Genomic DNA, 26097 nt, shown 5'->3' on the forward strand with positions numbered 1-26097 from the left:
CCCGATCCCATTCCGAACTCGGCCGTTAAGCGCCGTCGCGCTGATGGTACTGCGTCTCAAGACGTGGGAGAGTAAGTCACCGCCAGACCTAGAAAAGAACATCACAAACATTCTCTCTGAACGATGCAAAACATCCTGTCGCGGGATGGAGCAGCCCGGTAGCTCGTCAGGCTCATAACCTGAAGGTCGCAGGTTCAAATCCTGCTCCCGCAACCAATACCCCCACATCGACACCGCGCTCGTCAGGCTCATAACCTGAAGGGCCAAGGCCGTCTCGGAAACGCTCCAGTGGAGCGGTTCAGGCCGTGGCGGGCGGAGCCCAGGCGCAGGGGCCAATCGGCATTCCGCGACCAGTCCCCACACCGCCGCAATCCGACAAGACGCCGCCATGGCGGTTTTCTGCATTGGCCCGTGCCTCGTGCACAAAGGCGTACAGGACCACGGGCCGCCCCGACGAGCGGCCCGGCGCCGGGTCAGATGAAGGCGATGTCGTCGGCCAGCCCGCGAAGACCGTCCACGTCCTCGAGCAGGATCGAGCCCTTGCGGCCGAAATCGAACAGGACGCCCTCCTCGGTCACATCGGCAAAGCGCCGGATCACCTGGTTCTCCGACAGATCGCCCCGCCACAGATTGTCGTTGAGCACGAGCGTGTCGCGGCCTTCGAAGTCGCGGATGACGTCGTCGCCGTCCCGGCGGCCGAACACGAAACGATCGGCGCCGCCGCCGCCCTCGAGCAGGTCGTCGCCCCGGTTGCCGCGCAGCATGTCGCGCCCGGCCCCGCCGCGCAGCTCGTCATCGCCGCCCTGGCCCCAGATCCGGTCATTGCCGTCATGGCCGTTGAGGAAATCGCCGCCGCCGCCGCCCTTGACCTTGTCGTTGCCAAGACCGGCAAGAACGGTGTCCGCGCCGCCGCGGCCGATCAGCGTGTCGTTGCCGCCCAGGCCCGCGATCAGCTCGGCATTGCCGTCGCCCCTGAGCGTGTTGCGGCCATCGCCGCCCTGGATCAGCTCGCCGCCGGTGGCGTCGGTGAACAGGTCGGCCACCTTGATACGGCCCGGCTGCAGCGGGCCTTCGTCGATCACGCGGTCGCGGACCGGCTCGTCGATGACGGTCGAGAAGAACTCCTCGAACAGCGCGGTGTTGTTCTGCCCGGCGACGAAATCGGGCAGCGTGTCCCCCCCGAGCGGCAGCACGAACCCATCGTCGCCGTCGAGGATCTGGGTCTCGCGGCCGGCGCCCCAGCGCAGCGTGCCGAGATAGACATCCGCCTCGCCGTCATCGTCGTCGAACTCTTCCGACGGGTCCTCATGCGCCATCATGTCCTCGCCGTTCGCGAGGAAATGATAGGGCATGGGCATGTTGTCGATATCCGCGCCGGGCAGGATGTCGTCCTTGCGGGTCGAGGCGATCCTGTAGGAGGTAGAGGTGGCCGATACCCCCACCTCGATATGGATCGGGGCGACCTTGCCGCGGCCGATGAAGGCAAAGCCGTCATTTTCGTAGATGGGCATGCTCGAACTCTCGGTTGTGTTTGTTATTTCGAGTAAACTCCAAGTTTAAGATTGCGCAATATTAATGGCATGACCTTGTCGTTTTTTGGCATTCGCCCCGGCGCATGCGCCTTGCCGGGGCGGGCGGCGCGGACAGGGCCGAAAACCGCCGCCCGCCGCTGATGGCCCTGACATGCGCCGGCGACCGCCCCTATATTGCGGCCAACGCATCAAGGGAGCCCGACCGCGTGGCCTTCGATCCCACCCGCGCCGCCATCCGGTTCGGCACCGGCCTGTCGCCGCGCCTGCCGGCGCCAGACAGCACCGCCGCGATGCTGGCCGAGCTGCTGGCGCCGGACGAGATGGCGCGCCGCCATCCGATCCCGGCCTTTGCCGCCGCGCGGCCCGGTCTCGCCGAGTGGCGCGCGGCGCAGCGCGCGTTTCGGCAAGGCCGCGGCAAGCCGGGCGAGGCGGCGGCGCGCGGGGCCTATGACGCGCTGCGCCGCGATGCGGCCGCGCTGGGGCGGCGCGGCTTCATGGCCAGCCTCGCGCGCGGCATCGAGGCGCCGCAGGGCGGGCTGCGCGAGCGGCTGAGCTGGTTCTGGGCCGATCACTTCACGGTCCGGTCGCGCCAGCCCGCGACCCGGCACCTCGTCACCCCCTATGTCGAGGAGGCGATCCGCCCGCATGTTTCGGGGCGGTTCGAAACGATGCTGATCGCGGTGACGACGCATCCGATGATGCTTGGCTATCTCGACCAGAGCGGATCGGTCGGGCCGGGCAGCAAGGCCGCGCAACCGGGCGACGGGCTGAACGAGAACCTCGCGCGCGAGCTTCTGGAGCTGCACACGGTGGGGGTGGGCGGCCCCTATGCGCAGGCCGATGTGCGCGAGCTGGCCGAGCTTCTGACCGGGCTTGGCGCGGGGCCGCGCGGGATGCGCTATCGCCGCGACCGGGCCGAGCCGGGGGCCGAGACGGTGCTGGGCACGCGGTTCGACGCGGCGCCCCGGCTCGGGACGATCCACGACGCCCTGCGGATGCTGGCCCGGCACCCGGCCACGGCGGCGCATCTGGCGCGCAAGATCGCCGTGCATTTCGTGGCCGACGATCCCGACCCGGCGCTGGTCGCGGCGCTCGAGGCGGCATGGCGCGACAGCGATGGCGATCTCGGCGTGGTGACCGGCGCGCTGCTGGCGCATCCCGCCGCCTGGTCCTCCGCGCCGGGCAAGGTCAAGCCACCCTTCGATTTCGTGGTGTCGGGCCTGCGCGCGCTCGGCCTGCCGTCCGCGGCGCTGCGCGCCGACCGGCCACGGTGGATGAACCGGGTGTTGCGAGCGCCGCTGGAGCGGATGGGGCAGGGCTGGGAGCAGCCGCCCGGCCCCGATGGCTGGCCCGAGACGGCGGCGGCCTGGATCACGCCGCCGGGCATGGCCGGGCGGATCGACTGGGCGATGACCGCGCCGGAGGCGCTGATGGACCGGCTGCCGGACCCGCGCGATTTCGCGCGCGCGGCGCTCGGGGAGACGCTGCCCGAACCGGTCGCCTTCGCCGCCCGCGCCGCCGAAAGCCGGGCCGAGGCGATCGGCGTGGTGCTTTCGGCCCCCGCCTTCCAGAGGAGATGAGCATGACAGGCATCGATCGGCGCGGCGTGCTGCGCGGCGGGCTGGCGCTGGGATGTTCGGCGGCGGCGAGCCCGCTGATGACGCCGGTGGCCTTCGCGCGGGCGCCTTGGGACAACCGGCTCGTGGTGATCGTGCTGCGCGGCGCGATGGACGGGATCGACGCGATCCGCCCGGTCGGCGATCCGGCCTATGCCGCGCTGCGCCCGACCCTGTTGCGGGGCGGCGCGGCCACGGGGCCGGGGTTCTTCGCGCTGCACCCCGCGCTCGACCGGCTCGGGCCGATGTGGGCGCGCGGCGAATTCGGCGCGGTGCATGCCGTCTCCACCCCCTACCGCGACAAGCGCAGCCATTTCGACGGGCAGGACATCCTCGAGGCCGGCCTGCCGGGGCTGGGGGGCGGCACCGATGGCTGGCTCAACCGGATGCTGCAGGCGGTGCCGGGGCTGGGGGGCGAAACCGCCTATGCGGTCGGGCGCGAGCGGATGCTGATCCTGTCGGGCACCGCAACGGTGCAGCGCTGGTCGCCCGAGGCGCGGATGCGGCTGACCCCGCAGGGCCGCCGCCTGCTCGAGCTCGTCACCCATGACGACCCGCTGTTTCGCGACGCCACCGCCCGCGCCGCCGATCTGGTCGAGGTGCTGGCCCGCGAGACGGAAACGGACGGCCCGGCCATGCAGGGCGCCAGGCGGGTCGACGACCACGTGCAGCTGGCCCAGTTCGCCGCCGCCCGGCTGCGCGGCGACACCCGGATCGCCAGCTTTTCGATCAATGGCTGGGACACGCATGACCGGCAGGCGGCGGACCTGTCAAAGGCGCTGGAGCGTCTGGCCGACACGCTTCTGGCGCTGGAGTCGGGGCTTGGCGCGGCCTGGGGCAAGACGGCGGTGCTCTGCGTCACCGAGTTCGGCCGCACCGCGCGCGAGAACGGCACCGGCGGGACCGATCACGGCACCGGCGGCGCGATGCTGTTCGCCGGCGGCGCGCTGCGCGGGGGCCGTGTGCTGGGCGACTGGCCGGGCCTGTCGGAGGCCGATCTCTACGACCGCCGCGACCTGATGCCGACCCGCGACGTGCGCGCCCATGCGGGCTGGGTCATGCGCGGGCTGTTCGGGCTCGAGCGCGGGGTGATCGAGGGATCGGTGTTTCCGGGGCTCGACATGGGGGGCGATCCGGGGCTGGTGGCGTAGGGCGGCTGGGGAAACCGCGAGAGAGCGGGGGATCTTCCCGCACTTTTTACCGCTGTCAGATCAGGTCCAGCAAATACCGCCCATAGGCGTTCTTGCCGAACAGCGCGGCGCGGTCGCGCAGCGCGCTGGCGTCGATCCAGCCCTGCCCGTAGGCGACCTCGTCGGGGCTGCCGGTCTGCAGGCCCTGACGGCGCTCCAGCGTGCGCACGAAATTGCCCGCGTCGAGCAGGCTGTCATGCGTGCCGGTGTCGAGCCAGGCATAGCCGCGGCCCATCCGTTTGACCTGAAGCGCATCCTCGCCGAGATACATCTCCAGAAGCGAGGTGATCTCCAGCTCGCCGCGGGCCGAAGGCTCGACCCGGCGGGCGCGCTCGGGCGCGCTGCCATCGAGGAAATACAACCCCGTGACGGCATAGTTCGACGGCGGAACGGCGGGTTTCTCGATGATCGACCGGGCCCGGCCACCCTCGTCGAAATCGACCACGCCATAGCGCTCGGGATCGGCGACGTGATAGCCGAAGACGGTGCCGCCCGACGGCGCCGCATCGGCCTCGGCCAGAAGCTCGGGCAGGCCATGGCCGAAGAAGATGTTGTCGCCCAGGACCATCGCCGAGGCCGCGCCCGCGAGGAAATCCTCGGCCAGGATATAGGCCTGCGCCAGGCCGTCGGGGCTGGGCTGTTCGATATAGGTGAGCGCGATGCCCCACTGGCTGCCATCGCCCAGCATCCGCTCGAACTGGGCCCGGTCGTCGGGGGTGGTGATCATCGCGATCTCGCGGATGCCTGCCAGCATCAGCACGGTGATCGGGTAGTAGATCATCGGCTTGTCGAAGATCGGCAGAAGCTGCTTCGACACCCCTTGGGTGATCGGGTAGAGCCGCGTGCCCGAGCCGCCGGCGAGGATGATGCCCTTGCGGGCGCTGGTCCGGGTGGGAAGGGCGGCTGCGTTCATGAAAACCTCGGAATCGTCTCTGAATTGGGGGTATGGATCAGGCGCTGAAGGGGCTGGTCCAGTCGGCAAGGCGCGGGGCCACGGCGTCCTTGGCCGAGAGTGTCTCCTCGCCCGGCGCGACGCCCCAGTCGATGCCCAGATCGGGATCGTCCCAGGCCACGGCGCCGTCGCAGTCGGGCGCGTAGACGTCCGAGCATTTGTAGAGCAGCTCGACATCCGGCGTCAGCGTCGCAAAGCCGTGCAAGAAGCCCGCCGGGACCAGAAGCTGGCGGCCGTTCTCGGCCGAGAGGTCCACCGCGACATGCCGCCCATAGGTCGTCGATCCGCGCCGCGCATCGACCGCCACGTCGCGCACCGTGCCGCGCCCGACCCGGACCAGCTTGGCCTGCGCATGCGGCGGGCTCTGGTAATGCAGGCCGCGCACCGTGCCCCTCTGGGCCGAATAGGAATGGTTGTCCTGCACGAAGTCGATCTCGATGCCGTGGCCGCGCAGCGTCTCGCGGTTCCAGCTTTCCATGAACCAGCCGCGATCGTCGCCGAAGCGGCGCGGCTCGAGGATCAGCACGCCGGGCAGCGCGGTCTCGGTGATCTTCATGCGGTCTCTCCCAGATCGGTCAGAACCGCATCCAGCCCGGCGCGCCAGTCGGGGCGCGCGATGCCGAAGGCGGCGTGAATGGCGGCGCAATCGAGCCGCGAATTGAGCGGGCGCGGCGCGGGCGTCGGCCAGTCGGCGGTGGGGATCTCGCCGATCTCGCAACCGCGCCCGCCGCGCGCCATGATCTCGCGCGCAAAGCCCGCCCAGCTGGTGTCCGGCGCGCCCGCGAAGTGGAACGTGCCGCCCGGGGCGCCCTCGGCCATGGCGCGCGCCATCTTCAGCAATGCGGCGGCGATGTCGGCGGCGGGGGTCGGGCCGCCGATCTGGTCGGCCACGACGTTGAGGCGCGCGCGCTCGGCCCCGAGCCGCAGCATGGTCTTGGCGAAATTCGCGCCATGCGCCGAGAACACCCACGAGGTGCGCAGGATCGCGTGGCGCCCGCCTGCCGCGCGCACCGCCTCTTCGCCGTCGCGCTTGGTGCGCCCATAGGCCGAGAGCGGCGCGGTCGGGGCCGCCTCATCGCGCGCCGTCTCGCCGGAGCCGTCGAAGACGTAATCGGTCGAGACATGCAAAAACGGCAGCCCCGCCTTCGCGCAGAGCCGCGCCATTTCGTCCGGCGCCACGGCGTTGACGGCGCGCGCCGTCTCTTCCTCGGCCTCGGCGGCATCCACGGCGGTCCAGGCGGTGGCGTTGATCACCGCCTCCGCGCCCGCGATCCGCTCTGCCAGCGCCGGGGCGACGCTGGCCGGGTCCGACAGATCGGCCACCGCGCGGTCGATCACGTCGAGCTTGACGCCCGCCGCCTCCGCCTGCCGCGCGATCTCGGTGGCGACCTGACCCGAGCGTCCGAACAGCACGATCCGCATCAGCGCGCCCCCGACATCGTCTTCGTATCGGTTCCGAGCCTCTCGCCGACGCCATGGCGCGCCTGCAGCGGCCGCCACCAATCCTCGTTGTCGAGATACCATTCGACGGTGCGGCGCAGCCCCTCCTCGACCGTCACCGAAGGCCGCCAGCCCAGTTCGTCACGGATGCGGGTGGGGTCGATCGCGTAGCGTGCGTCATGGCCGGGGCGGTCGGCGACGAAGGCGATCTGGTCGACATAGGTGCCGCTGGCCTTGGGCCGGATCTCGTCCATGAGGCCGCAGATCATGCGCACCAGGTCGAGATTGGTCCGCTCGTTCTCGCCGCCGATATTGTAGCTGCGCCCCGGCGCGCCGCGCTCCAGAACGCATAGCAGCGCGTCGGCGTGATCCTCGACATAGAGCCAGTCGCGGATGTTCTCGCCCGCGCCGTAGATCGGCAGTTCCTTGCCCGCCAGCGCGTTGAGGATCACCACCGGCACCAGCTTTTCGGGAAAGTGGTAGGGGCCGTAATTGTTCGAGCAGTTGGTGAGCACCACCGGCAGGCCATAGGTCTCGTGCCAGGCGCGCACCAGGTGGTCGGAGGCCGCCTTCGACGCCGAATAGGGCGAGCGCGGATCGTAGGGCGTGGCTTCGGTGAACTTCACCTGCGGGTCCATCGGCAGCGAGCCGAACACCTCGTCGGTCGAGATGTGATGGAAGCGGAAGCTTTCGGGACGGCCCCGCCCGACCCAGTGGGCCCGCGCGGCTTCGAGCATGTTGTAGGTGCCGGTGATGTTGGTCTCGACGAAATCGCCCGGCCCGTCGATCGAGCGGTCGACATGGCTTTCGGCGGCGAGATGCATCACCGCGTCGGGCGCATGTTCGGCAAAGATCCGGTCGAGCGCCGCGCGGTCGCGGATATCGGCCTCTTCGAAGGCATAGAGCGGGCTGTTCGACACCTGCGCCACGTTGTCGAGACAGGCGGCATAGGTCAGCACGTCGAGATTGACGACCGAATGCCCCCGCGCGACGGCGAGCCGCACCACCGCCGAACCGATGAACCCGGCGCCGCCGGTGACGAGGAGTTTCATGTTTCGTCTGTGCCAGCCGGGACACCACGGCGGCCGCAAAAGCCGGGGATTGCGGCATTGTCCATGGACGACGCCGCTCCGTGCCGGCCCGGCGATCGGTAGCTGACGGGGCCCACGGTCCGGCAGGGACCGCGCGTGATCGGCGTCGGGCCGCCACGCCCGGGGTTCTCCATTCGCATCTGTCTTTTCCTCTTGTCCGGCCGTTCCTTTTGAATCGGCTGTAATCAGGGCTTTCCAGTTTTCGAACCCAAAGCATAAGGACCACTGCCAAGGCGATGGCCGAAAGGAACACCATCGGCCGACGCGCCGCCATTGTGTTGCGGGTGGGTTTTATGCCGGTCTGATCACTGATCTGACCGCCGGGTCCGGCCGTCTTGGCTGTCGCCCAGATATCCTTCGACCGCTTGAATATTGACGCGCATTTCTGGGTGCCAATCCAAAAGGTTCTCCCGCTTGCGAAGTTTCAAGATGGTGGCCGTGCGATCTTTGAGCATTGAGCCGTGCAACAGGTTCAAGAAAGCCCAAATTTCTTCAGACGCGCGGGGCGGCGGTCATCAGCAACTGCGCAAGTACATCGTGGAGTTTTGCCGAAACGCTACCTACCCCGGCGCCAGACCGGCATCGCGCAGCGCTTCGGCATCGGGCAGGTCGCGCAGATCCTCGAGGTCGAAGGTGGCGAGAAAGCCCGGCGTGGTGACGTAGCTGTGGGGCGCGCCGCGGCGCGGCGCCCGCGGCCCCGGCGCGATCAGATCCCGCGCCGCCAGCCGGCCGATCAGATCGCGGGACACCTCGTGCCCGAAGATCTCCCCGAGCCCGTCACGCGTGATCGGCTGGTGATAGGCGATGGCGGCGAGCACCGAAAGATCGCGGTCCGACAGGCCGATCTCCCGGTCCCCGACACCGGCGGCGGCGCGGATCGCCGCCCCGTAGGCGGGCCGGGTGCGCAGCATCCAGGCCCCGCCCACCCGCGTCACCTCATAGGGCCGGTCGGCCAGCTCCGCGGCGAGATCGTCGATCAGCAGGTCGATCGGCGCCCCCTGCCCCACGACGCGCGCCAGATCGGCGCGCGGCACCGGCTTGGCGCTGGCGAACAGCACCGCCTCGATCCGCCGCATCCATTCGCGCCAGCGCAGCTCGCGCGGCAGCTCGGACAGCTCGCGGTCGATGCCGTCCCGCGCCATGCTCAGAGCCCGTAAAGCCGGAAACTGTCGCGCCCGGTCAGCTCGCGCAGCGCGCCCAAGCTCACCAGCCGGTCGCAAAGCCGCCGCGCCGCGCGATCCGACATCATCGGGCGCAGCGCGGCGGGCGCCAGCGCGTCATGGGTCAGGAACAGCGCGACCGCCTCCCCGGCCCGCCGCGCCCGCAGCTTCGGCGCCACGGCGCGCAGCCGCGCGGCGCCGCGCGTCAGCTCCTGCGCCAGACCGGCCGCCCGCGCGGCCGCCAGCGCCACCGCCCGGTGGCAGGCATGCCGCAGCTCCTCGCCGTCGCGGCGCAGGTCGCGCGGCGCCAGCTCCGTCGCCAGCAGCGGCACGATCCGGTCCCAGCCAAGCGCCCTGGCCAGCGCCGCATCGGCGAGGATCAGCGCCGCCGTCTCGGCGCGGGGGGCCTCGGTGAGCACCGTCTCCAGCATCCCCGCCGCCCGCGCCACGGGCGGCCCCGACCGCATCAGCCCCGGCGCGACCACATCCGACGCGGCCCCGGGCAGCCCGGGCAGCCCGGGCGCCAGCGCGCGCAGCGTCAGCGGCCGTGTCACCGCGCGCCGCCAGGCCCGGTAGATTTCGCCGGCGGGGCCGGGCCGGTCGCCCGGCCGCGCCAGATGCAGCGCGTCGCGCAGATCCGGCAGACCCTCCCTGCGCCCCGAGATCCCGGCATTCGCCGTGGCCGCCCCGAGCGCCAGCCGGTCGCGCCACAGCGCCAGTGGCAGGTCGGGCCGGGCCATCACCATGTGCAGATGCGCCAGCGCCGCCCCGGCCCGAAACGCCGCCTCCTCGGCGGTCGCGTCATCGCCCCCGCCCTTCCCTGCGCCCCCGCCCGCCCAGCCGGGCGCGGCGGGCCAGTCGAAGGCGGAAAGATCGGAAGGCAAAGGCGCGGGCATGCCCCGAGCGCTATGCCGGGGCGGCGCTTTTGTCCAGATCGGAGCGCCTTGACCGCCGCGCTGTCCGGCGCCCCACCGCGTCCGATAATCTTGGCTTATCGGACGCGGTGGCGTTACACCGGGCCGCATGTCGAACCCGCCCGACCCCCCCGCCCCGATTGCCCTGCCCGCCGAACTCGCGGGCTCGGGCACGCTCGACCGGCTCGTCGACCGCGCGCGCGGCTATGCCGACCACGCCGTCTCCGGCAACACCCGCCTCGCCTATGGCCGCGACTGGGCCGCCTTTGCCCGCTGGTGCCGGATCAAGGGCGCCGACCCGCTGCCGCCCTCGCCCGAGCTGGTCGGGCTCTACATCGCCGATCTCGCGGCGCCGTCGGGCAAGACCCGCGCCCTCTCGGTCGCCTCGATCGAACGCCGCCTGGCGGGGCTGTGCTGGAACTATGCGCAGCGCGGGGACCGGCTCGACCGGCGCGACCGGCACATCGCGTCGGTTCTCGCGGGCATCCGCCGCCGCCACGCCCGGCCGCCCATGCGCAAGGACGCGATCGGCCCCGACGATCTGCGCGCGATGCTCGCCACGCTCGGCCACGACCTGCGGGGCCTGCGCGACCGGGCGATGCTGCTGACGGGGTTCGCGGGCGCGTTGCGGCGTTCGGAGGTCGTCGGTCTGGACCGGGACCGGGACGACACCATCGACGGCGCCGGCTGGATCGAGCTTCTCGACCAAGGCGCGCTGGTGACCCTGCGCGGCAAGACCGGCTGGCGCGAGATCGAGATCGCGCGCGGCTCGAGCGACCGGACCTGCCCGGTGCACGCGCTCGAACAATGGCTGCACTTCGCAAAGATCGAAACCGGCCCGCTGTTCACCGGCATCTCGCGCGATGGCCGCCGCGCGCTGCCGCGCCGTCTCAACGACCGTCACGTCGCGCGGCTGGTGCAGCGCACGGCGCTGGCCGCCGGGCTTCGGCCCGAGCTGCCCGAGGCCGAGCGCCGGGCGCTGTTCGCCGGCCATTCGCTGCGCGCGGGTCTGGCGACCTCGGCGGAGATCGACGAGCGCCACGTGCAAAAGCACCTGGGCCACGCCTCCGCCGAGATGACCCGGCGCTACCAGCGCAGTCGGGACCGGTTCAAAGTGAACCTGACCAAGGCGGCGGGGTTGTGAGACCTTGCTGAAAGCTTCGACGTCTTGGAAATCCAAGAGGCTCACTGAATAGCCCCGTGTCTTGTGGACGCCTTCTTCGCTAATTTTGAGGCAAGGAGGCCATGATGAGCAGCAGCAAGTTCAGCGACGAGTTCAAGCGGGACGCGGTCGCGCAGATCACCGAGCGAGGCTACCCGGTCAGGGAGGTGTCGCAGCGGCTTGGGGTCAGCCCGTATTCGCTCTACGCTTGGAAGAAGAAGTTCGCGAAGAACTCTTCGGGCGAGGTGGAGAAGGACACCGAGATCCGGCGCCTCAAGAAGGAGCTGGCGCGGATTTCGGAGGAGCGCGACATCTTAAAAAAGGGCGAGCCATTGTCCGCCATCGGTCCGAGGACGATGGCGAGCGCGTATTTCGCCAGGGATGCAAAGTGAGATACGCGTTCGTGGCCGAGCATCGCAGCCAGTTCTCCGTGTGGGCGATGTGTCGGTGCCTGCGCATCCAGCCGAGCGGCTTCTATGCTTGGCTGAAGGCGCCGTTGAGCAAACGCGCTCGGGAGGACAAACGGCAGATTGAGCTTCGGAAGGAAGCGTGGGTCGAGAGCGGTAAGGTCTATGGGCAGCGGAAGTTGCACGATGACTTGGTCGAACAGGGCGAAAGCATCTGCCTGAACCGCGTCTCCCGCCTGACCAAGCTGGCCGGGATTTCGGCGCAGATCGGCTACAAGCGCCGCCCTGGCAAGTATGGCGGCAAGCCGTCGATCGTGGTCGACAACACCCTGGATCGGCAATTTGATGTCGAGGCTCCAGATACGGTCTGGGTCACCGACATCACCTACATCCGGACGCAGGAAGGCTTCGCTTACCTCGCTGTGGTGATTGATCTCTTCTCTCGGCGCGTGGTCGGATGGTCCATGCAGTCGCGCCAGGCGACCGACGTCGTCCTCCAGGCTCTGCTCATGGCCATATGGCGGAGGAAGCCGAAGGCTAAGGTGCTGATCCACTCCGATCAGGGAAGTCAGTTCACCAGCATGGACTGGGCCGCTTTCCTAAAAGCCCACGACCTTGAGCATTCCATGAGCCGTCGAGGCAACTGCCATGACAATGCCGTCGCAGAGAGCTTCTTCAACCTGCTCAAGCGCGAGCGGATCAGGCGCCGGACCTACCGGACGCGCGAGGAAGCCCGCCGGGACGTGTTCGACTAAATCGAGATGTTCTACAACCCGAAGCGCAAGCACGCGCGGAACGGAATGCTGTCGCCCCTCGACTTCGAGTGGCAGCAGAAACTGAGGCACGAGGGCGTCTAAGAAACGCGGGGCTATTCACTCCATGAGCGTTCCGCTGACGTATTCCGGGCCGCTGTCGACTTGAATTACCATGGGTGCGCCGCGCCATTCGATGATCTGGTTCAGCGCGCGCACGACCCGTTCAGCCGGTAGCGAAAAGTCCACCTCTATGCCCAGACCCTCTCGGTTAGAATCATCCAAGACTTTCAGTAGCCGGAACTAGCGGCCGTCCTCCAGACGATCCGCCATGAAATCCATCGACCAGACCTCGTTTGGCACTTCTAAAACCGCCAGTTCGTCCGGCTTCTCCCGCTTCAGACGCTTGCGTGGCTTTATACGCAGGTTCAGCTCCAGCTCGCAGTAGATCCAGTAGACACGCTTGTGGTTCAAGGGTGGCCTTGGACATTGCGCAGATACAGAAAGCATAGGCCGAAGCCCTAGGTCTTCTTCGCTGTCGTCAGCCCAAGGAGCAGGTCGGATCACTTTTTTCCGAGCGCCTCCTTCAGCAGGTCGTTCTGCATGCTGACGTCCGCGTACATGCGATTCAGCCGCCGGTTCTCCTCGGCCATCGCCTTCATCTCGCTGATAAGGTTGGCGTCCATGCCGCCATACTTCGCCCACCACTTGTACAGCGTAGCGCTGCTCATCCCGTGCTCGCGGCACAGCTAGGACACCGACACACCGCCCTCCATCTGGCGCAGTACACCCAGGATCTGGACCTCAGTGAATCGTGTCTTCTTCATCGGAATCTCCTCGTTCATCCTGCCGAGAAAATTCTACTTCCGCATCCCCTTAAGATCGGGGGGATTACCCCATGCCACTCACCCTCACCTTGATGCCGGTGCTGTCGATCAGTAGATTCAGCGGCCCTTCGACCCGCGGCAAGAGATGTCCACAGCGAGAATCCTCTGCCGCCAGCCAAGCGTGCTGAAATCCGGTACGGTCCAGTCGAGGTCAACCAGACGCAGAAGGCTTTCCACGAAGCCTGTTGTCTACCAGAGGGCCAAGCCGAACAGAACTTTCAGTGCCAAACACGCCTGGATCGCGGCGTCGTTGAATTGCGGTTGCCAGTAGGCGGCGGCACCCAGACCATATTCGGACCGAACCAGACCGTAAGGTAGCCCCGCTGCTTCAAGGCTTCGTTGTAGATCGGCCAGTTTCTTGACTTGTAGCTCGGCGGAATAGGGCTGCTCATGCGCCCCGGCTACCATGCTGGATTTACGAGATGAATACTATCACAGCCTTCGCGCAATAAATCCTATCTAATATGCCAAAACACCAAGTCTTCCATTTACACTGGCTGCAAATCCAAACTCTTCATCCCGAACAAGCTTCCGCCAAGCATACTTGGAGGATTCAGAATATGAAATATCATCCACCACGATCATAGCTTTGGAGCTTAGCCACCCTTTCAGGTTCTTGTGCCCCCTAAGAATACTGTCCGCATCATGCTTGGCATCTATAAAAGCAAAGTCGACATTAGAGTCAGCGCTCAGGTGCGAATTGAAGTAATTAAAATCAGCATTTATTACTCGGCTTTTCGGACATATTAATGAAACCGAATCCCTAGCAATATCTGCATACTGAGCGATTTCAAAAGAAAAAAGAATCCCGCCGCAACTTCGAGCAGCGGCGGCGAGATACATAGACGATACTCCAAACCCGGAGCCAGCTTCCACAAGCAAGTGTGCCTTCGACATGGAGGCAAGAAGGTAAAGGACTTTTCCGTAAGAAGGGGGTAATGAAATTATCTTTGATCGAACAGATTTTGGACCGCCCCCCCCACTTTTTGCTTGGTAAGAGGAATGCAAATTTTGGGCTGGCATATCATTTAGTTCAGAGCGCCGCCTCGATATTTCGGGCAAGAGAGGGTTCTTAGGTGATCCATGAATAGCATCAATAAATTTAGATCGACTCCACCTCTCCGATCGGCACCTATTAAAAAATACATCAAACTTTGCGTCGACCGATTTATTCATACCCCCTCCTGCGCGCTTGAAATATAGCCTACGTTTTTTTGACCTTCCCCCTGAATTCAGGCAGAATTTCGAAGGGCGCAGCCTCCAAAATGGCGCCCACATCTACTTCCCCTACTGGAGTAAAGTCATCTGGATTGAATGACTCATGGTTAACCTTCGAAAGATTGCTGAGGTCGACTGGCACAGGGGGATTATTAACTCCGACAGATGCATAATAATCGGCAAACTTCACTCCATCACCGTGTATTTGCCGATCGGCCTGACTGACCGTAGCCAAACAAGCTGGAATACCATAGGCATTTGCGATAATGACCCCATGCAGAGAGGTAGATACGATACGCTCACAAGAAAGCATTTCATCAATAAATTCCTCAATTTCAGAGTACCCAACCCTCTTGATGGGAATTAATTTAATACCCGGATCAACATCCAAATCAGACTCCTCATGTGTGAAATGAAGAATTAGTCCTGTCCGAAACTTCTTTGAAACAGTGGGGGCGTAGATAAGGGGGAGAATCCAAGCAGCATCTCCGTAAACTTCCGGACAAGTTCCACCGTTTTGAAGGACTAAGTTTCTAGTATGGGGCCCTCTAACACTATGATAATGTGCCTGTGGATGGAGCGCATCACTACTATGAGGAGATCCGCTTCCCCAAACCGGTGTTCCTTCTCGGGCGAACTTGATAACCGAGCCGATCGCACACATTCCATCACCAGCAGGCGCATACATCGGAGGTTTTCCGGTCAATTTCTCTACAATATAGGGGTTAATTATATCCCCCAAGTTTCCTGGGTAAGGCTCTTCCCACCAGAAGAGTTTGACACGATCCTCATCTGGTACGCCCGCCGCCTCCGCCCGGCGATCCAAGTCGTACCTAAAACATCTGCTTTTGAAAAAAGCTATAAGCTTTTCGTCGCCACTGCTCAAAACTTCCTGAAAAATTTCATCTGCCCGCTTCCACTTTCGCTCTTCTAAAGCCCTCAATAGCTTGAAGCGCAGAACTTGAGACGCGAGATAATCACTCTCCGATCCACGCTTCAATTCCGCCTTGAGCTGCGCCTCTTCGCCATACTTCTTCAAAAGATTCAGAAGCTTTGCATAGCTTTCCACATCCTTAGGGTTTATCGCAACAAGATGCCGCAGAAGAAATATGACTTGCTCCTTTTTTCCTTGACGAGCGGCTTTTGAAATTAGTTCACGAAGAACTGTTTTTTGTGTCTCCGACTCCAGTGCACGCGGCTGATGCTGAAGAACCTTACGCTTAAATTCTTTAACGTTCCCGCTATCTCCATGTCTAAAAAGAGCTTCGGGTTTCTTCTCGTCACCTGGCTTAGCAATATCCTGCGGTGACAGAAGAAGCAGCCTTGGCATAGCCGAGGATGTTCGAAAAGCTTCTTCAAGTACGAAATCATCAGTAAATTCACCTTCCGTACCTCTCTCAATTTTCACAGCATCGTCTAGAAAATGTATTGTGGTAGAGGTATACTTAAAGAGAAGATATCCGGGATGAAAACTACGAGAAAGGCTGCTTGAATTGAATTGAGGAAGATACTTGAAATTCCTCATAAAGAGGGCAATGTCAAAATCGCCAACAGCAAGGCCGTTGATATTCTTCAGCAAATCCGTATCCACATCCACCCACATGATAGATGATTTATGTTTCTCCAGCATTTCACGGTAGAAAGATATTTTTCTTCTACAAATAGAAGACCAGCTCTCGCCTTCCTGCGTTTCAATCCGCACGATATCATGAGCTACCCCCAGACTATCGCATTTCTCACGCAACTCACCCGCTTTTTCTTCGTAGTAGGCAGCCCCTCCATAATAGCTTACTAGCGTAAGTTTTTCACCCCCATGAGGGGATCCAGAGCCATAGGCATTTCTTTTGACAGGAGTACTTTTCTTGTAGATCTTTCCGCCAATCTCCCTCCTAAAAAAGTCATATTTCTTTTTAATTTCCATCATACATCCACCATCCAGATCATTTATATCTTCAATCGAACTTCTCATCAAATAACACAATCTCTTACAGGCATTTCAGCCGATGATTGCGCCATACAGATCTAAAATCGAGCGGCCACGCATCGAATTATAGGTATTTTTCTTGCACACGAAACGGCGCAGAACTTATCAACTTCTCACAATCTACAGGTCGCGCTGGATTATGCGTGCATCTAGAAAAAAGAGACGCATCTATTTCACTTTCGGATGCCAAGTTCAATGGAGAAATTTTCTCGATGCCAACACTCATGGCGTAATCCATAAACTTCATTCCGTCACCATGAATTTGCTGCGGCGAGTTGGTGTCTATAGCCCAGCAAGCAGGAATTCCATATGCGTTAGCTATTATAAGCCCATGAAGTGACGTTGAGACAATGGCCTCGCAAGAGTTCACTTCATCCAGAAATCTTTCAACTTCGCCAATCGACCCACGGATAATATCTATCTCTCGCACCCCCGGCCCAACACTTATACGCCTAGATGCATGAGCAAAATGTCGTATTATTCCAACTTTATGAGTCTTACCCAAGTTCTTGCCGGGATATATTTTTGGCAGAATCCAAGCCGGGTCGCCATACACTTCTGGGCAGTCTGCTCCAGCTTGAAGTACAAGTCGCCGAGTTAATGGCCCTCTGACTGCACGAAAGTCGCAGCTAGTATCAATCCTCTGGCTGGCTGCCGCTGCTCCTGCCCCCCACACCGTATCACCTTGGCGCGCAAATTTAATAATAGATCCCACCGACAGAACACGCGGAGATTTCTTGGTATAGCGAGGTGGCACACCTGTAAGAGCTCGAACTATGTAGGGACCAATGATATCCCCCAAGTTGCCTGGGAAAGGTTGCTCCCACCACATCATTGGAACCCGCTCATCCGCGCTGCATCCTAAGAGAAGAGCCTCACGATCAAATCCATATCTGTATTCTCGACTTTTTATAAAAGAAACATCATCAGAGCCACCTTCACTCAGAATCTTTGCGGATATTGACGCTGCTGCATCAAACTCTCCATTTGAACTACGCCTATCAAACTCAGAGCGAAGAGCGGCCATTCTCAAGTTAGGATTCTTTTTTGCTAAGTCGAAATGATAGAGAAACTTCTTATTCTCTCCGAGACGTGCATAGAGTGACAGAAGACGAACTAACGAATCAGCGTCATCAGGCATGACTTGCCTAATACGCTTATAGAATGAGGTTGCGTCTCGTAGTTCACCGCGTTTCATCGCGGCTTTGGCTGCCTCTTGTAGAACTGGAAGCTGACGGCTAGCTTCCAGTGTCCGCGCTTGATGTTGGTCTACCACCTGACTTACGCTAGACACGTGGCCACTATCTAGATGTTGAAAAAATTTTCCCTTTACAACCCTCGAGGACCCTCTTGAATCAATTGCGTCTGGAGGGAAAATTTGGAAGGAGAGATTCTCAGGAAAGGTGAGTAAACTTTCCTGAAGGACATAGTCGTCTGTGGCATTTTGAGACGTTTCAGAATCTACACGGAGCATATGCGCAATGAAGCGGCTGGTCTTTTCTGTTTTTCCTAACAACAAGTACCCTGGATGCAATAGCCTTGAGTACTTTAATGGATCAAACTCCGGGAGATAAGAAAAGTTTCGCAAGAAAGCGCCTAGGTCCACATTTGAGCCAAGCATAGAACTCGGATCTTCAAGAACTACGCTATCCGCATCTATCCAGAAAATTGGGCGATCATGCCGATAGTATTGAGCCGCATAGTAAGAAATTTTCTTCCGACACACATTCTTCCAGTCCATATCTTCTTCTGGAAGAAACTCGCAGATTTGGTAATCTAAACCCAATTCGGAAAGTTTTTGCGCCAGCCTCTCTGCGCACTCTTTATAATAAACAGGTCCAGAAAAGAAACTGACATAAATGGGAGATTTCTTACAGGTAAGTTTTGAAAATGCCGGCACAAATCTACCAGCGAAAGTCATAGAATCACTCCAACTGGAGTTCACATCAGAGAGCTTGTGGGGTCGAGACCAATCAAGATGATTCAAACCAATAACGCCTGAAGAATCCCTGAATATCTCGTACTCTGCCAAAACAGCATTACCCTGCTTGAGCGAGGTAATTCGCAACATACTCGCCCCTTGCATGTAAGCAGACAATATATTTGAAACGGGCATCTCATAGCCACCCGGCTTTTCTATAAAATTATCTAACTGATAAGTGGCATCTCCCTCAGGACTCACCCAATCTCCACCTATGATAACTGCATCAGGCTCTTCCAGTAGAACTCTACTTTCCCCTTTGGGGAGAGATCGAGTGAGTTCAGAAGAAACACCTTCACCGGCCGGGTTTTGAAGAGACGCGTCACCTCGTGCAGCCTCCAAAGAAAACTTGGATATGTAGGAAAGCCACTTTCTTTGAAATTCAGCCTGCGCATCGACCCCAGCATCAGACAGCACTTCACCGTTTTTTCTCAGAACCTTGCGATTGGCGTCAGCCACTTCATCTCGAAAAGATTTATCGAAAGACTGAAAGTACAATACATCTTCTGCGCGGGTCCATTCAGAGGTAAGAACTTGACCTCTTTGCGCCAAGAATCTTAGTAGAAAATCAAAGTCCTCGGCCCAGTTGAGACCCGTATCAAATCCGGTATTTCGAAAGCTCTCTACTGGACCAGCGAGGGATTGCAGCTGAATAGTACGAGGGCCCTCGAGCTCATTGTACAGGTCAGAAATGGAATCAATTCTTCGACCTCTGAAAACTCTTTTTACGTGAATTCTGGACACTTGACATGCCGTGTAAGGAGTAGAAATGAGCCAAGGCCTTGATGCCTGGGATGTCTCTAGCTCCGCCAATGCCATATTCAGATTATATATCCGACCTGGACCATATAAGTCATCTATATCTAGCCACGTAACATATCGTGTATCGACCACCTCTAAAGCTGCTTGGCGGGCCGCGCCACGACCTTTGTTCACGTCATGATCGACAATTTTGCAAACTACACCTATAGCCTCAAAACGGCTGCATGCTTCGCAAAGGTGTTTTCCTGTCTCATCAGTAGAGCCGTCATTGACGAATATAACGGCATTAGGCCTTTCAGTCTGACTTAGTATACACTCTACAAATTGCCGGACCAGCATTTTACCGTTGAAAACGGGCGCAATGACGGAAATTGACATGTAAGACCTACAGGGATAGAGAATGGGCATCCGAACGCATTTGAAACCGATACTTCAAAGCACTGGGCTTCTCGTGGCAGAATCCTGCGCTGGTCGCAACTAGAACTCGACAACGCTCAGATTCTTGCACGGAGCTAGGCTCCCGACTCATTGAGTTTCAGATCCAGAAGATGACGGTTACTGCGAGAGTGACAGCGGACAGGAAGACTTCGGGACATCTATCGTAGCGAGTGGCGACGCGTCTCCAGTCCTTGAGCCTGCCGAACATGATCTCGATGCGGTTGCGACGCTTGTCGTGTTTCGCCAATGTGTCACGGGACTTCCGGCCCGGGATGCAGGGCTTGATACCCTTGTCCTTCAGGGCTTCGCGAAACCAGCTGGCGTAATTGTATAGCCCCACAAAGAGGCGGTACGATATCTTCTGCTGAAATGGAGACGGTATGGGGCAGGTTCTACACAGCAGCGCCCGAACGACAGCGGCAGTTCGTCGAGCAATCCAAGGTAGTGAAGAGAGCGTAAGGCAGCCTCCCCGGTGAGCTGCTCCCCTCGCGATCCCTCAGTCTGATGTAGAGTTTGCTCAATTGCGAAGGAGCAGACGATGCGAAAGAGCCGCTTCACCGAGGCGCAGATCATTGGGATGATCAAGGAGCAGGAAGCCGGGATGCCAACTGCCGAAGTCTGTCGCCGTCATGGGCTCAGCCCGGCGACGTTCTACAAGCTGAAGGCCCGGTATGGCGGCATGGAAGTGTCCGAGGCCGCGAAGCTGAAGGCGCTGGCGGATGAGAATGCCAAGCTCAAGCGCCTGCTGGCCGATACCATGCTGGACAACGTGGTTCTGAAAGACCTGCTGGGAAAGAACTGACGACATTGACCAGGCGGCGAGAAGCAGCGCTGCGGGCGATGCGGGATCACAAGATCTCGCAACGCCGTGCCTGCCAGCTTGTCGGTGTCGATCCCAAGACAGTCCGGCGCCCACGCCCCCCGGACTGCCTCGAGATCCGCAAGGAGATGCAGGAGATCGCCGGGAAGCGGCGTCGGTTCGGCTACCGCCGGATCGGCATCTTGCTGGAACGCAAAGGCACGATCATGAACCACAAGAAGCTGTATCGGCTCTACCGCGAGGAAGGGCTGTCGGTGAAGCGACGATGTGGCCGCAAGCGGGCTCGAGGCACGCGCACGCCGAGGCCGGAGGCGGCGCATCCCAATGCCCGCTGGTCGCTCGACTTCCTGTCGGACAGCTTCGGCGCCTCACGCAAGTTCCGCATTCTCGCGGTGATCGACGATTGCTGCCGCGAGAACCTGTGCCTGATCGCCGACACCAGCATCTCGGGTGCCCGTGTGGCCCGCGAGCTGGACGCGCTGGTGCGGATCTACGGGAAGCCCGCTTGCATTGTCAGCGACAACGGAACGGAGTTCACCAGCCGGGCCATTCTGAAATGGGCCGATCAGAACGCGGTGCCCTGGCACTATATCGACCCCGGAAAGCCGCAGCAGAATGCCTTCATCGAGTCATGCAACGGCAGCGTGCGCGACGAGCTGCTGAACGAGGAGATCTTCGACACCCTGGACGATGCCCGGCGAAAGCTGGCCCTCTGGCGCTACGACTACAACGCCGTCAGGCCGCACTCCTCACTCGGGAACCAGACGCCGCTGGAAGCGCGCCGGGCGCTTGAGCAATTTGAAGGCGCCGCCCCAGGTACGCTTGCCCGAACGACCAGTCCAACTACCAATCTCAAACCCGCAAACTCTCGTTATGACCGAGGGACCGGCGGGGAGCAACTCACCGGCGCTACGGGATCAATCCGACGACGGTGCAGAAAGAGCGCAAGCGCTCCTCCACGGCCGACCTGCCGATGGGGCCCTCGGATCCCCGCTCGACGGTACTGACCCCTGAGGACGAAGCGATTATCGTCGCCTTCCGGCGGCATTCTCTGCTGCCCCTCGATGATTGCCTCTATGCCTTGCAGCCGACCATTCCGCAGCTGACGCGCTCTTCGCTGCACCGTTGCTTGCAGCGGCATGGCGTCAGCCGCCTACCCGACATGGAGAGTGACAAGCCGAAACGGCAGAAGTTCAAGCAATACCGGATCGGCTTCTTCCACATGGACATTGCCGAGCTACGGACCGCCGAAGGAAAGCTATACCTCTTCGTAGCCATTGATCGAACCAGCAAGTTCGTGGTGGCCCGGCTCTTCACTGAGGCCAGTAGGAAAACCGCTTGGGAGTTTCTGGAGTTGCTTCTTTCGGCGGTGCCTTACCGTATTCATACGATCCTCACCGATAACGGCATCCAGTTCGCTGACCAGCCTCGCAATCGCAACACCGCCACCTCCCGGCTCATGCGGTTCGACATGATCTGCCAAGCCAACGGAATAGAGCACCGGCTGACCAAACCGAACCACCCCTGGACCAACGGACGGGTCGAACGAATGAACCGGACCATCAAGAACGCCACGGTGAAACGCTTCCACTACGATGATCACGCGCAGCTCGAGCGCCACCTCGCTCTGTTCGTCGAGGCCTACAACACCGCGCGGCGTCTGAAGACGCTCAAGGGGCTAACGCCGACGCAATTTATCTGGCGAGAATGGCAGACCGATCCCGACCTGTTTCACCGAGAGCCGTGTCACTTGACCTCGGGACCATACACCTAGAAAACCCTACTATAGAAAATCACCCTGCTCTTGGATCCAGAAACAGGTTGAGAATCGCAGCGTCAATCATTCAGATTCGACATGGCGCATTCAAAAGCCTCCCTGCTTTCAGCCTTTGAGTGGCCAGCTCTATCTGAAAAAATTATAGAACTAAAGCCATCTTTATTAATACTGGAGGCAATCCTACTGCCATTCAAACCACAAGGATGGAGTGGGATCACTCCCATGGCCAAACAAAATGGCACATAGTGCTTATCGTAATGATGGCGATCCATTTCATTTTGTATGTACATTATTCGACGCCCCAACATACTACCCGAATGATGTATAAGATTTACTCTCTCAGGAAAATCCTTCATGATTTGCTTTCTTGACCTGCCGCCGAAGCAAGTGCTCAGGAACTTTCCCACAGATCCATTATTGTATGCGGTTACATCAGTTTGTGGGTTGATGCAGACAGCGCTCGCTTCTGGCATGAAAGTAAGAATCCTGAGGGCCGCAAATCCACCGCCACTAGACCCATACGTATAAACACTACCTAATTTCACCCCGAGGCTTCTGGAAAATCCGGAAATTGTATCCGAGATAACACTCAAAGGATCAAACTCTTCAGTACCTGCATACCATGCCAAGCCAAGGGAATCATCAACCTGCAATGTAGGATCAGATATATACAAACAGCTTCCCGGAAAAAATTCGCTCCAAGTCCACCTCTGAAATACAGGAGGGGTGAATTTCTGCCTAGGAGCATCTCCAGAGAAGAAAACGAACAAGCGATCGCTCCCAGGTTTGGGAGAGAGAAGATAGTCATACCGCATCCCCATACGGACATCCGTATACAAGCAAGGATATCCTTTCAAAGGCGCGGATAAGTTCAAAGGCATACGCGGAATTTCAGCCAGGCTCTCAAGCCCAGACTTTCCAGTGTACTTAGGTATATAGGCACTTTTACGCCTCACACCCCCCCCTTTTCCTGTTCAGGACTTCCACCAGAACGGTGAGATACGATTTCCCCGAAGGAAACAGGTATTTTAGAAGCTTTCTGCATCGAAATCCTCTGAAAACTGCCCCCCTGATTCAATTACATTCAGAACTATGCGTTTCTTTTCCGAGGCAAGCGCGCGCTATATTTTTGACCAAACCATATCCTCTACTCAGATCATACCATTTACATTGGGCATGTATCTTTGCTGGAAATTTATGGACTTGTCGCTTATATGCAAAACCTCTTTAGCCGACGCGCAGTCGCCATATACAATTGCCACCACATTTTCCCCGTCAATTAAGTCTCGAACAGCATGCACCATTCTTTTCTCTTTCAAGTTCACATCAAAGGAATGCTGTTCAACCAAACCGATGCGCCGTCCTTCATCCTTCATACGCGATATTTGCTCCACCAACGCGGCCACCTCTTCTGTCATGACTCGGAAGTCACCGACGAAGATCGTGTCGAACCTGTGATGATCTTCTCCGAAGGCTGCCTTTTGTGGCTGCATCATGACAGGCACGGGAAAAGGCCTGCTCTCGATGTGGTTTTGGTATTTCAACGACTTCCCCGAAGCGTGATGATGCATCTGGGCGTCGAAATACTCCTTTCGAACACCGAAATAAAAGCCATTCATGCCTTTGATATCGTCCGTGATCACAGAGGTTTCGCTGTCGCGCTGAAACGATAGCGGGCCGGTCGGCAGGGGCACCACCGCCCCCTTGCCGAACACCTGCGTGACGCGGCGTATGAACTCGCTGTCGGCCGCGAAGCGTACCGTGTCCCAGTAGCCCAGCTCCGCGCGGACTGGCGCGCGCCGGAACATGAACGAAGAGGTGTTCTGGATCACGAGCCGTCCCTGACCAGTCCAGCGGCGGAAGCTTAGGTCGCTCTGGGCCCGCGCTTGTTCGGATGTGCACCCCACGACCGAGGAGTTCGCCTGAAGATAGCGCACCTGCGTCTCGATCTTCACGGGGTGCGACCAGTCATCGGCATCGTGGATCGTGACGAATTCGCCCGTCGCCGCATCGAGGCCGTGGTTCCGCGCGACATAGGCCCCGCCATTGCGGTGCATCCGGATCAGTCGGATGCGCGGATCACCGGCTGCGACATGCTCGACCTTAGCACAGGTGGCACCATCGTCGGGGCTGCAGTCGTCGATCACGATGATCTCGAGGTTACGCCAGCTCTGCGCTTGGAGCGAGCGCAGCGCGGTGCCGATCACGTCAGCGGCGTCATAGGCAGCCAAAAGAACCGTGACCCTCGGCCCGTCATCGATATCGAGCGGCAGATCCCTGGTAGCCAATCGGTCGTAAGGAAGCTGATCTTCTCCCGGCAGGAGCCGAAGCGCCGGAATCCGATATCGGCGCAGCACTTGGTTGATCCAGAAACAGCGCGCCTGCGGCGTGATCTCGAAATTGCCCCGCGCCAGCATGGCGTCCGCACCGGCCTCGCCGTTCAGCGCGCCTTGCTCATAACAGGCCAGCCCGGAAGAGTCCTGACCCAGCGCAAAATGACACAGAAGCTCGGCCGTGGTCAGCCTCTTTCGAAATTCGAGATCATGGGCGCCCGGCCGGGCCTCGGCAATGTACGCCAGCGCCGCCCGATAGCCGTCGTCGGTCTTCTGGCGCATGTGCCAAAGTGCCAGTTCGCGGGCGGCTGCGGCGCAAGCAGCCGGCTCCGCGCTGTCTGCAACCATGGTCTCCAGCGCGGCCAGCGGCGGCTCGGTAAAGCCGAGCGTCAGCAGATGGGTCCGCAAAGCGGCCACTTCGCGATTGGCCTGCCGAACCGGATCACTGCAGCCCGGAAGAGGGCTGTACCCTTTTTCCTGTCCCTCTAGGACAAAGTGCAAAAGCGGGTTCATGCCGCGCTCAGCAACTTCGGGATAGGCCTCGAGATAGCACTTGGTGCTGAAATTCTTTCCTGGATTTCGCCCGAGCGCCGCTCCGTACCGCACGAAGTGCTCAACAGGCGAAAGCCCGGTCTTGGCCACATCGGGATAGCGCTGGCGATACCAGCTGCTATGAACATATCCAGACTTCTTCAGGATCTTACGAACGGTCTTGTCGTCAATTCCGGTCATACTGTCTTCCTGCGCGACCTTCTGCCGCATGCCTCTTTTGGGTCCCGGCTCTAGGATGGCATCTTCTGCTTGCCTTGCCCGATGCCCGTGATCAAAGGATCATGTGCCCCATTCCCGCCGAGACGAAAACGGCCTGTCTCTAAAAGGGTTCACGTTACCATGTCGCCTATTTCGCAGGTCCTGCCCCCCCTCTCAAGCTGCTTCGTCCGCATCTTTGAAAACTGACCAAGGGTCACACCGAGCCATGGCCGAGATAGGGTGTCGTGCCGCCCCCGCCCTAGTGCTACACCCCCCCCATCCAAACATCGCCGGAGTTTCGCCTCATGACCAAAGCTTGGCTCTTGCCACAAGACACGCCCGACCCCGACGAGTTCGAAGATCTTTCTTTTTTTCGGGAACCGCGCAAAGCGCCTAGGGCTGATAATCAGCCGCTCCACAGGTCAGCCGCCCTGCACGAGAAAACCCTCGAACTTTTGGCTCACCGGGATGTCAGAATTGCAGAACTGGTGGCCGCACTTGAGCGCGAGCGGCTGGCTCATCAGGAGACGAGGCAGGAAGTCGCTCCCCGTATCGAGGAGATCGCGCAGCTCACGCTTCGGACGTATGAGAACGAAACCGAGCTCCAAGCGGTCCGGACCCAGCTTGACGAGGCCACCACCGAACGCGACACGCTGCGTGCCAAGTGCGATGAGCTACAGGCCGAGCGCGATGCCTTACGCACCAGCACCTCTTGGAAACTGACAGCTCCGGTTCGATGGGTCAGGCTCCGCTTCCAGACCCATCAAGACTGATCCACGCAGCGGAACTGGCGCCGAAATATCGAACGAACCGCCTGCTCGCTGCACAACAGGCCCTTCGGTCCTATGACTGGGTTAAAGCCCGCACCATCGCGGGCTGCCCTCCATGTGGCAACGGATCGCATAGTTTTCCGGCCGGTTCGACCTGTCCG

General features: G+C 60.6%; 16 protein-coding genes, 1 tRNA gene, 1 rRNA gene and 6 pseudogenes. 9 read left to right on the top strand and 15 right to left on the bottom strand.

Annotation, left to right across the window (positions count from 1 at the left end; genetic code table 11):
• A 5S ribosomal RNA gene (gene rrf / locus LOKHON_RS10550) occupies nt 1-88 on the top strand; the annotation flags it as partial.
• Between the two features lie 51 nt (nt 89-139).
• Nucleotides 140-216 (top strand) — tRNA-Met (locus LOKHON_RS10555).
• A gap of 257 nt (nt 217-473) precedes the next feature.
• Here the strand turns inward: LOKHON_RS10555 and LOKHON_RS10560 are convergent.
• The gene (locus tag LOKHON_RS10560) at nt 474-1511 is read right to left on the bottom strand and encodes a calcium-binding protein (protein ID WP_017929902.1); all 1038 of its coding nucleotides are present in this window, start codon (nt 1509-1511) and stop codon (nt 474-476) included.
• Nucleotides 1512-1738: 227 nt separating this feature from the next.
• On the opposite strand from LOKHON_RS10560, the gene LOKHON_RS10565 reads away from it, so the two are divergent.
• Both LOKHON_RS10565 and LOKHON_RS10570 read left to right on the top strand, forming a co-directional pair.
• On the top strand, nt 1739-3112 hold the full coding sequence (locus tag LOKHON_RS10565; RefSeq protein ID WP_026147637.1) for a DUF1800 domain-containing protein: 1374 nt from the start codon (nt 1739-1741) through the stop codon (nt 3110-3112).
• A 2-nt stretch (nt 3113-3114) separates the two neighbouring features.
• Nucleotides 3115-4299 (top strand): DUF1501 domain-containing protein, encoded by a 1185-nt coding sequence (locus LOKHON_RS10570; protein WP_017929904.1) that lies wholly within the window; start codon nt 3115-3117, stop codon nt 4297-4299.
• Between the two features lie 55 nt (nt 4300-4354).
• Here the strand turns inward: LOKHON_RS10570 and rfbA are convergent, their stop codons facing one another.
• The 6 genes from rfbA to LOKHON_RS10600 form a co-directional block, all read right to left on the bottom strand.
• Complete coding sequence (rfbA, locus tag LOKHON_RS10575; RefSeq protein WP_017929905.1) at nt 4355-5251, bottom strand: glucose-1-phosphate thymidylyltransferase RfbA; 897 nt, start codon at nt 5249-5251, stop codon at nt 4355-4357.
• A gap of 37 nt (nt 5252-5288) precedes the next feature.
• Nucleotides 5289-5846: a dTDP-4-dehydrorhamnose 3,5-epimerase gene (rfbC, locus tag LOKHON_RS10580; RefSeq protein ID WP_017929906.1), complete on the bottom strand. Its 558-nt coding sequence runs from the start codon at nt 5844-5846 to the stop codon at nt 5289-5291.
• Nucleotides 5843-6712: a dTDP-4-dehydrorhamnose reductase gene (gene rfbD / locus LOKHON_RS10585; RefSeq protein ID WP_017929907.1), complete on the bottom strand. Its 870-nt coding sequence runs from the start codon at nt 6710-6712 to the stop codon at nt 5843-5845. Before rfbD ends, rfbC begins: the two co-directional genes overlap by 4 nt.
• Nucleotides 6712-7782, bottom strand: a complete 1071-nt coding sequence (rfbB, locus tag LOKHON_RS10590) for a dTDP-glucose 4,6-dehydratase (protein ID WP_017929908.1) — start codon at nt 7780-7782, stop codon at nt 6712-6714. Before rfbB ends, rfbD begins: the two co-directional genes overlap by 1 nt.
• A gap of 599 nt (nt 7783-8381) precedes the next feature.
• On the bottom strand, nt 8382-8963 hold the full coding sequence (gene scpB, locus LOKHON_RS10595; RefSeq protein WP_017929909.1) for an SMC-Scp complex subunit ScpB: 582 nt from the start codon (nt 8961-8963) through the stop codon (nt 8382-8384).
• Nucleotides 8964-8965: 2 nt separating this feature from the next.
• On the bottom strand, nt 8966-9877 hold the full coding sequence (locus tag LOKHON_RS10600) for a DUF1403 family protein (RefSeq protein ID WP_017929910.1): 912 nt from the start codon (nt 9875-9877) through the stop codon (nt 8966-8968).
• Between the two features lie 127 nt (nt 9878-10004).
• Here LOKHON_RS10600 and LOKHON_RS10605 point away from each other — a divergent pair, with 127 nt between their 5' ends.
• Nucleotides 10005-11039 carry a tyrosine-type recombinase/integrase gene (locus LOKHON_RS10605; protein WP_017929911.1) on the top strand — a complete coding sequence of 345 codons (1035 nt, stop codon included), beginning with the start codon at nt 10005-10007 and terminating at the stop codon, nt 11037-11039.
• Nucleotides 11040-11143: 104 nt separating this feature from the next.
• A pseudogene (locus LOKHON_RS10615) lies at nt 11144-12321 on the top strand (IS3 family transposase).
• 21 nt (nt 12322-12342) lie between these two features.
• Here the strand turns inward: LOKHON_RS10615 and LOKHON_RS15540 are convergent.
• The 6 genes and pseudogenes from LOKHON_RS15540 to LOKHON_RS10630 form a co-directional block, all read right to left on the bottom strand.
• Nucleotides 12343-13043: pseudogene (locus LOKHON_RS15540) on the bottom strand (transposase); the annotation flags it as partial.
• 73 nt (nt 13044-13116) lie between these two features.
• Nucleotides 13117-13495: pseudogene (locus LOKHON_RS15700) on the bottom strand (transposase); the annotation flags it as partial.
• Between the two features lie 67 nt (nt 13496-13562).
• Complete coding sequence (locus LOKHON_RS16645; protein WP_081610648.1) at nt 13563-14381, bottom strand: class I SAM-dependent methyltransferase; 819 nt, start codon at nt 14379-14381, stop codon at nt 13563-13565.
• Nucleotides 14308-16242, bottom strand: coding sequence for a polysaccharide pyruvyl transferase family protein (locus LOKHON_RS15710; protein ID WP_162561790.1), 1935 nt, complete (start codon nt 16240-16242; stop codon nt 14308-14310). The genes LOKHON_RS16645 and LOKHON_RS15710 overlap by 74 nt, the downstream gene beginning before the upstream one ends.
• Before the next feature lie 127 nt (nt 16243-16369).
• Nucleotides 16370-19426, bottom strand: coding sequence for a glycosyltransferase (locus LOKHON_RS15715; RefSeq protein WP_162561791.1), 3057 nt, complete (start codon nt 19424-19426; stop codon nt 16370-16372).
• A gap of 157 nt (nt 19427-19583) precedes the next feature.
• Nucleotides 19584-19808, bottom strand: a pseudogene (locus tag LOKHON_RS10630) (transposase); the annotation flags it as partial.
• Between the two features lie 216 nt (nt 19809-20024).
• On the opposite strand from LOKHON_RS10630, the pseudogene LOKHON_RS10640 reads away from it, so the two are divergent.
• Together LOKHON_RS10640 and LOKHON_RS10645 are read left to right on the top strand one after the other, a co-directional pair.
• Nucleotides 20025-21180, top strand: a pseudogene (locus LOKHON_RS10640) (IS3 family transposase); the annotation flags it as partial.
• Nucleotides 21181-21210: 30 nt separating this feature from the next.
• Nucleotides 21211-22080, top strand: a pseudogene (locus LOKHON_RS10645) (IS481 family transposase); the annotation flags it as partial.
• 62 nt (nt 22081-22142) lie between these two features.
• On the opposite strand, the gene LOKHON_RS16185 reads toward LOKHON_RS10645, so the two are convergent.
• Nucleotides 22143-22853, bottom strand: coding sequence for a hypothetical protein (locus tag LOKHON_RS16185; RefSeq protein ID WP_162561792.1), 711 nt, complete (start codon nt 22851-22853; stop codon nt 22143-22145).
• A 381-nt stretch (nt 22854-23234) separates the two neighbouring features.
• On the bottom strand, nt 23235-25178 hold the full coding sequence (locus LOKHON_RS10650) for a glycosyltransferase family 2 protein (RefSeq protein ID WP_017929921.1): 1944 nt from the start codon (nt 25176-25178) through the stop codon (nt 23235-23237).
• A gap of 293 nt (nt 25179-25471) precedes the next feature.
• On the opposite strand from LOKHON_RS10650, the gene LOKHON_RS10655 reads away from it, so the two are divergent.
• Entirely contained in the window at nt 25472-25939 is a 468-nt protein-coding gene (locus LOKHON_RS10655) for a hypothetical protein (protein WP_017929922.1), read from the top strand.
• Nucleotides 25940-26097 lie beyond the last annotated feature (158 nt).

Origin of the sequence: Limimaricola hongkongensis DSM 17492 (genome assembly GCF_000600975.2) — a bacterium.
Taxonomy (GTDB): Bacteria; Pseudomonadota; Alphaproteobacteria; order Rhodobacterales; family Rhodobacteraceae; genus Limimaricola; species Limimaricola hongkongensis.

What these genes read in the sequence shown, in the direction of transcription:
- LOKHON_RS10560 (WP_017929902.1), bottom strand. Translation starts at nt 1,511, where the DNA reads ATGCCCATCTACGAAAATGACGGCTTTGCCTTCATCGGCCGCGGCAAG.
- LOKHON_RS10570 (WP_017929904.1), top strand. Translation starts at nt 3,115, where the DNA reads ATGACAGGCATCGATCGGCGCGGCGTGCTGCGCGGCGGGCTGGCGCTG.
- rfbA (WP_017929905.1), bottom strand. Translation starts at nt 5,251, where the DNA reads ATGAACGCAGCCGCCCTTCCCACCCGGACCAGCGCCCGCAAGGGCATC.
- rfbC (WP_017929906.1), bottom strand. Translation starts at nt 5,846, where the DNA reads ATGAAGATCACCGAGACCGCGCTGCCCGGCGTGCTGATCCTCGAGCCG.
- rfbD (WP_017929907.1), bottom strand. Translation starts at nt 6,712, where the DNA reads ATGCGGATCGTGCTGTTCGGACGCTCGGGTCAGGTCGCCACCGAGATC.
- rfbB (WP_017929908.1), bottom strand. Translation starts at nt 7,782, where the DNA reads ATGAAACTCCTCGTCACCGGCGGCGCCGGGTTCATCGGTTCGGCGGTG.
- scpB (WP_017929909.1), bottom strand. Translation starts at nt 8,963, where the DNA reads ATGGCGCGGGACGGCATCGACCGCGAGCTGTCCGAGCTGCCGCGCGAG.
- LOKHON_RS10600 (WP_017929910.1), bottom strand. Translation starts at nt 9,877, where the DNA reads ATGCCCGCGCCTTTGCCTTCCGATCTTTCCGCCTTCGACTGGCCCGCC.
- LOKHON_RS10605 (WP_017929911.1), top strand. Translation starts at nt 10,005, where the DNA reads ATGTCGAACCCGCCCGACCCCCCCGCCCCGATTGCCCTGCCCGCCGAA.
- LOKHON_RS16645 (WP_081610648.1), bottom strand. Translation starts at nt 14,381, where the DNA reads ATGTGGGCGCCATTTTGGAGGCTGCGCCCTTCGAAATTCTGCCTGAAT.
- LOKHON_RS15710 (WP_162561790.1), bottom strand. Translation starts at nt 16,242, where the DNA reads ATGGAAATTAAAAAGAAATATGACTTTTTTAGGAGGGAGATTGGCGGA.
- LOKHON_RS15715 (WP_162561791.1), bottom strand. Translation starts at nt 19,426, where the DNA reads ATGTCAATTTCCGTCATTGCGCCCGTTTTCAACGGTAAAATGCTGGTC.
- LOKHON_RS10650 (WP_017929921.1), bottom strand. Translation starts at nt 25,178, where the DNA reads ATGCGGCAGAAGGTCGCGCAGGAAGACAGTATGACCGGAATTGACGAC.
- LOKHON_RS10655 (WP_017929922.1), top strand. Translation starts at nt 25,472, where the DNA reads ATGACCAAAGCTTGGCTCTTGCCACAAGACACGCCCGACCCCGACGAG.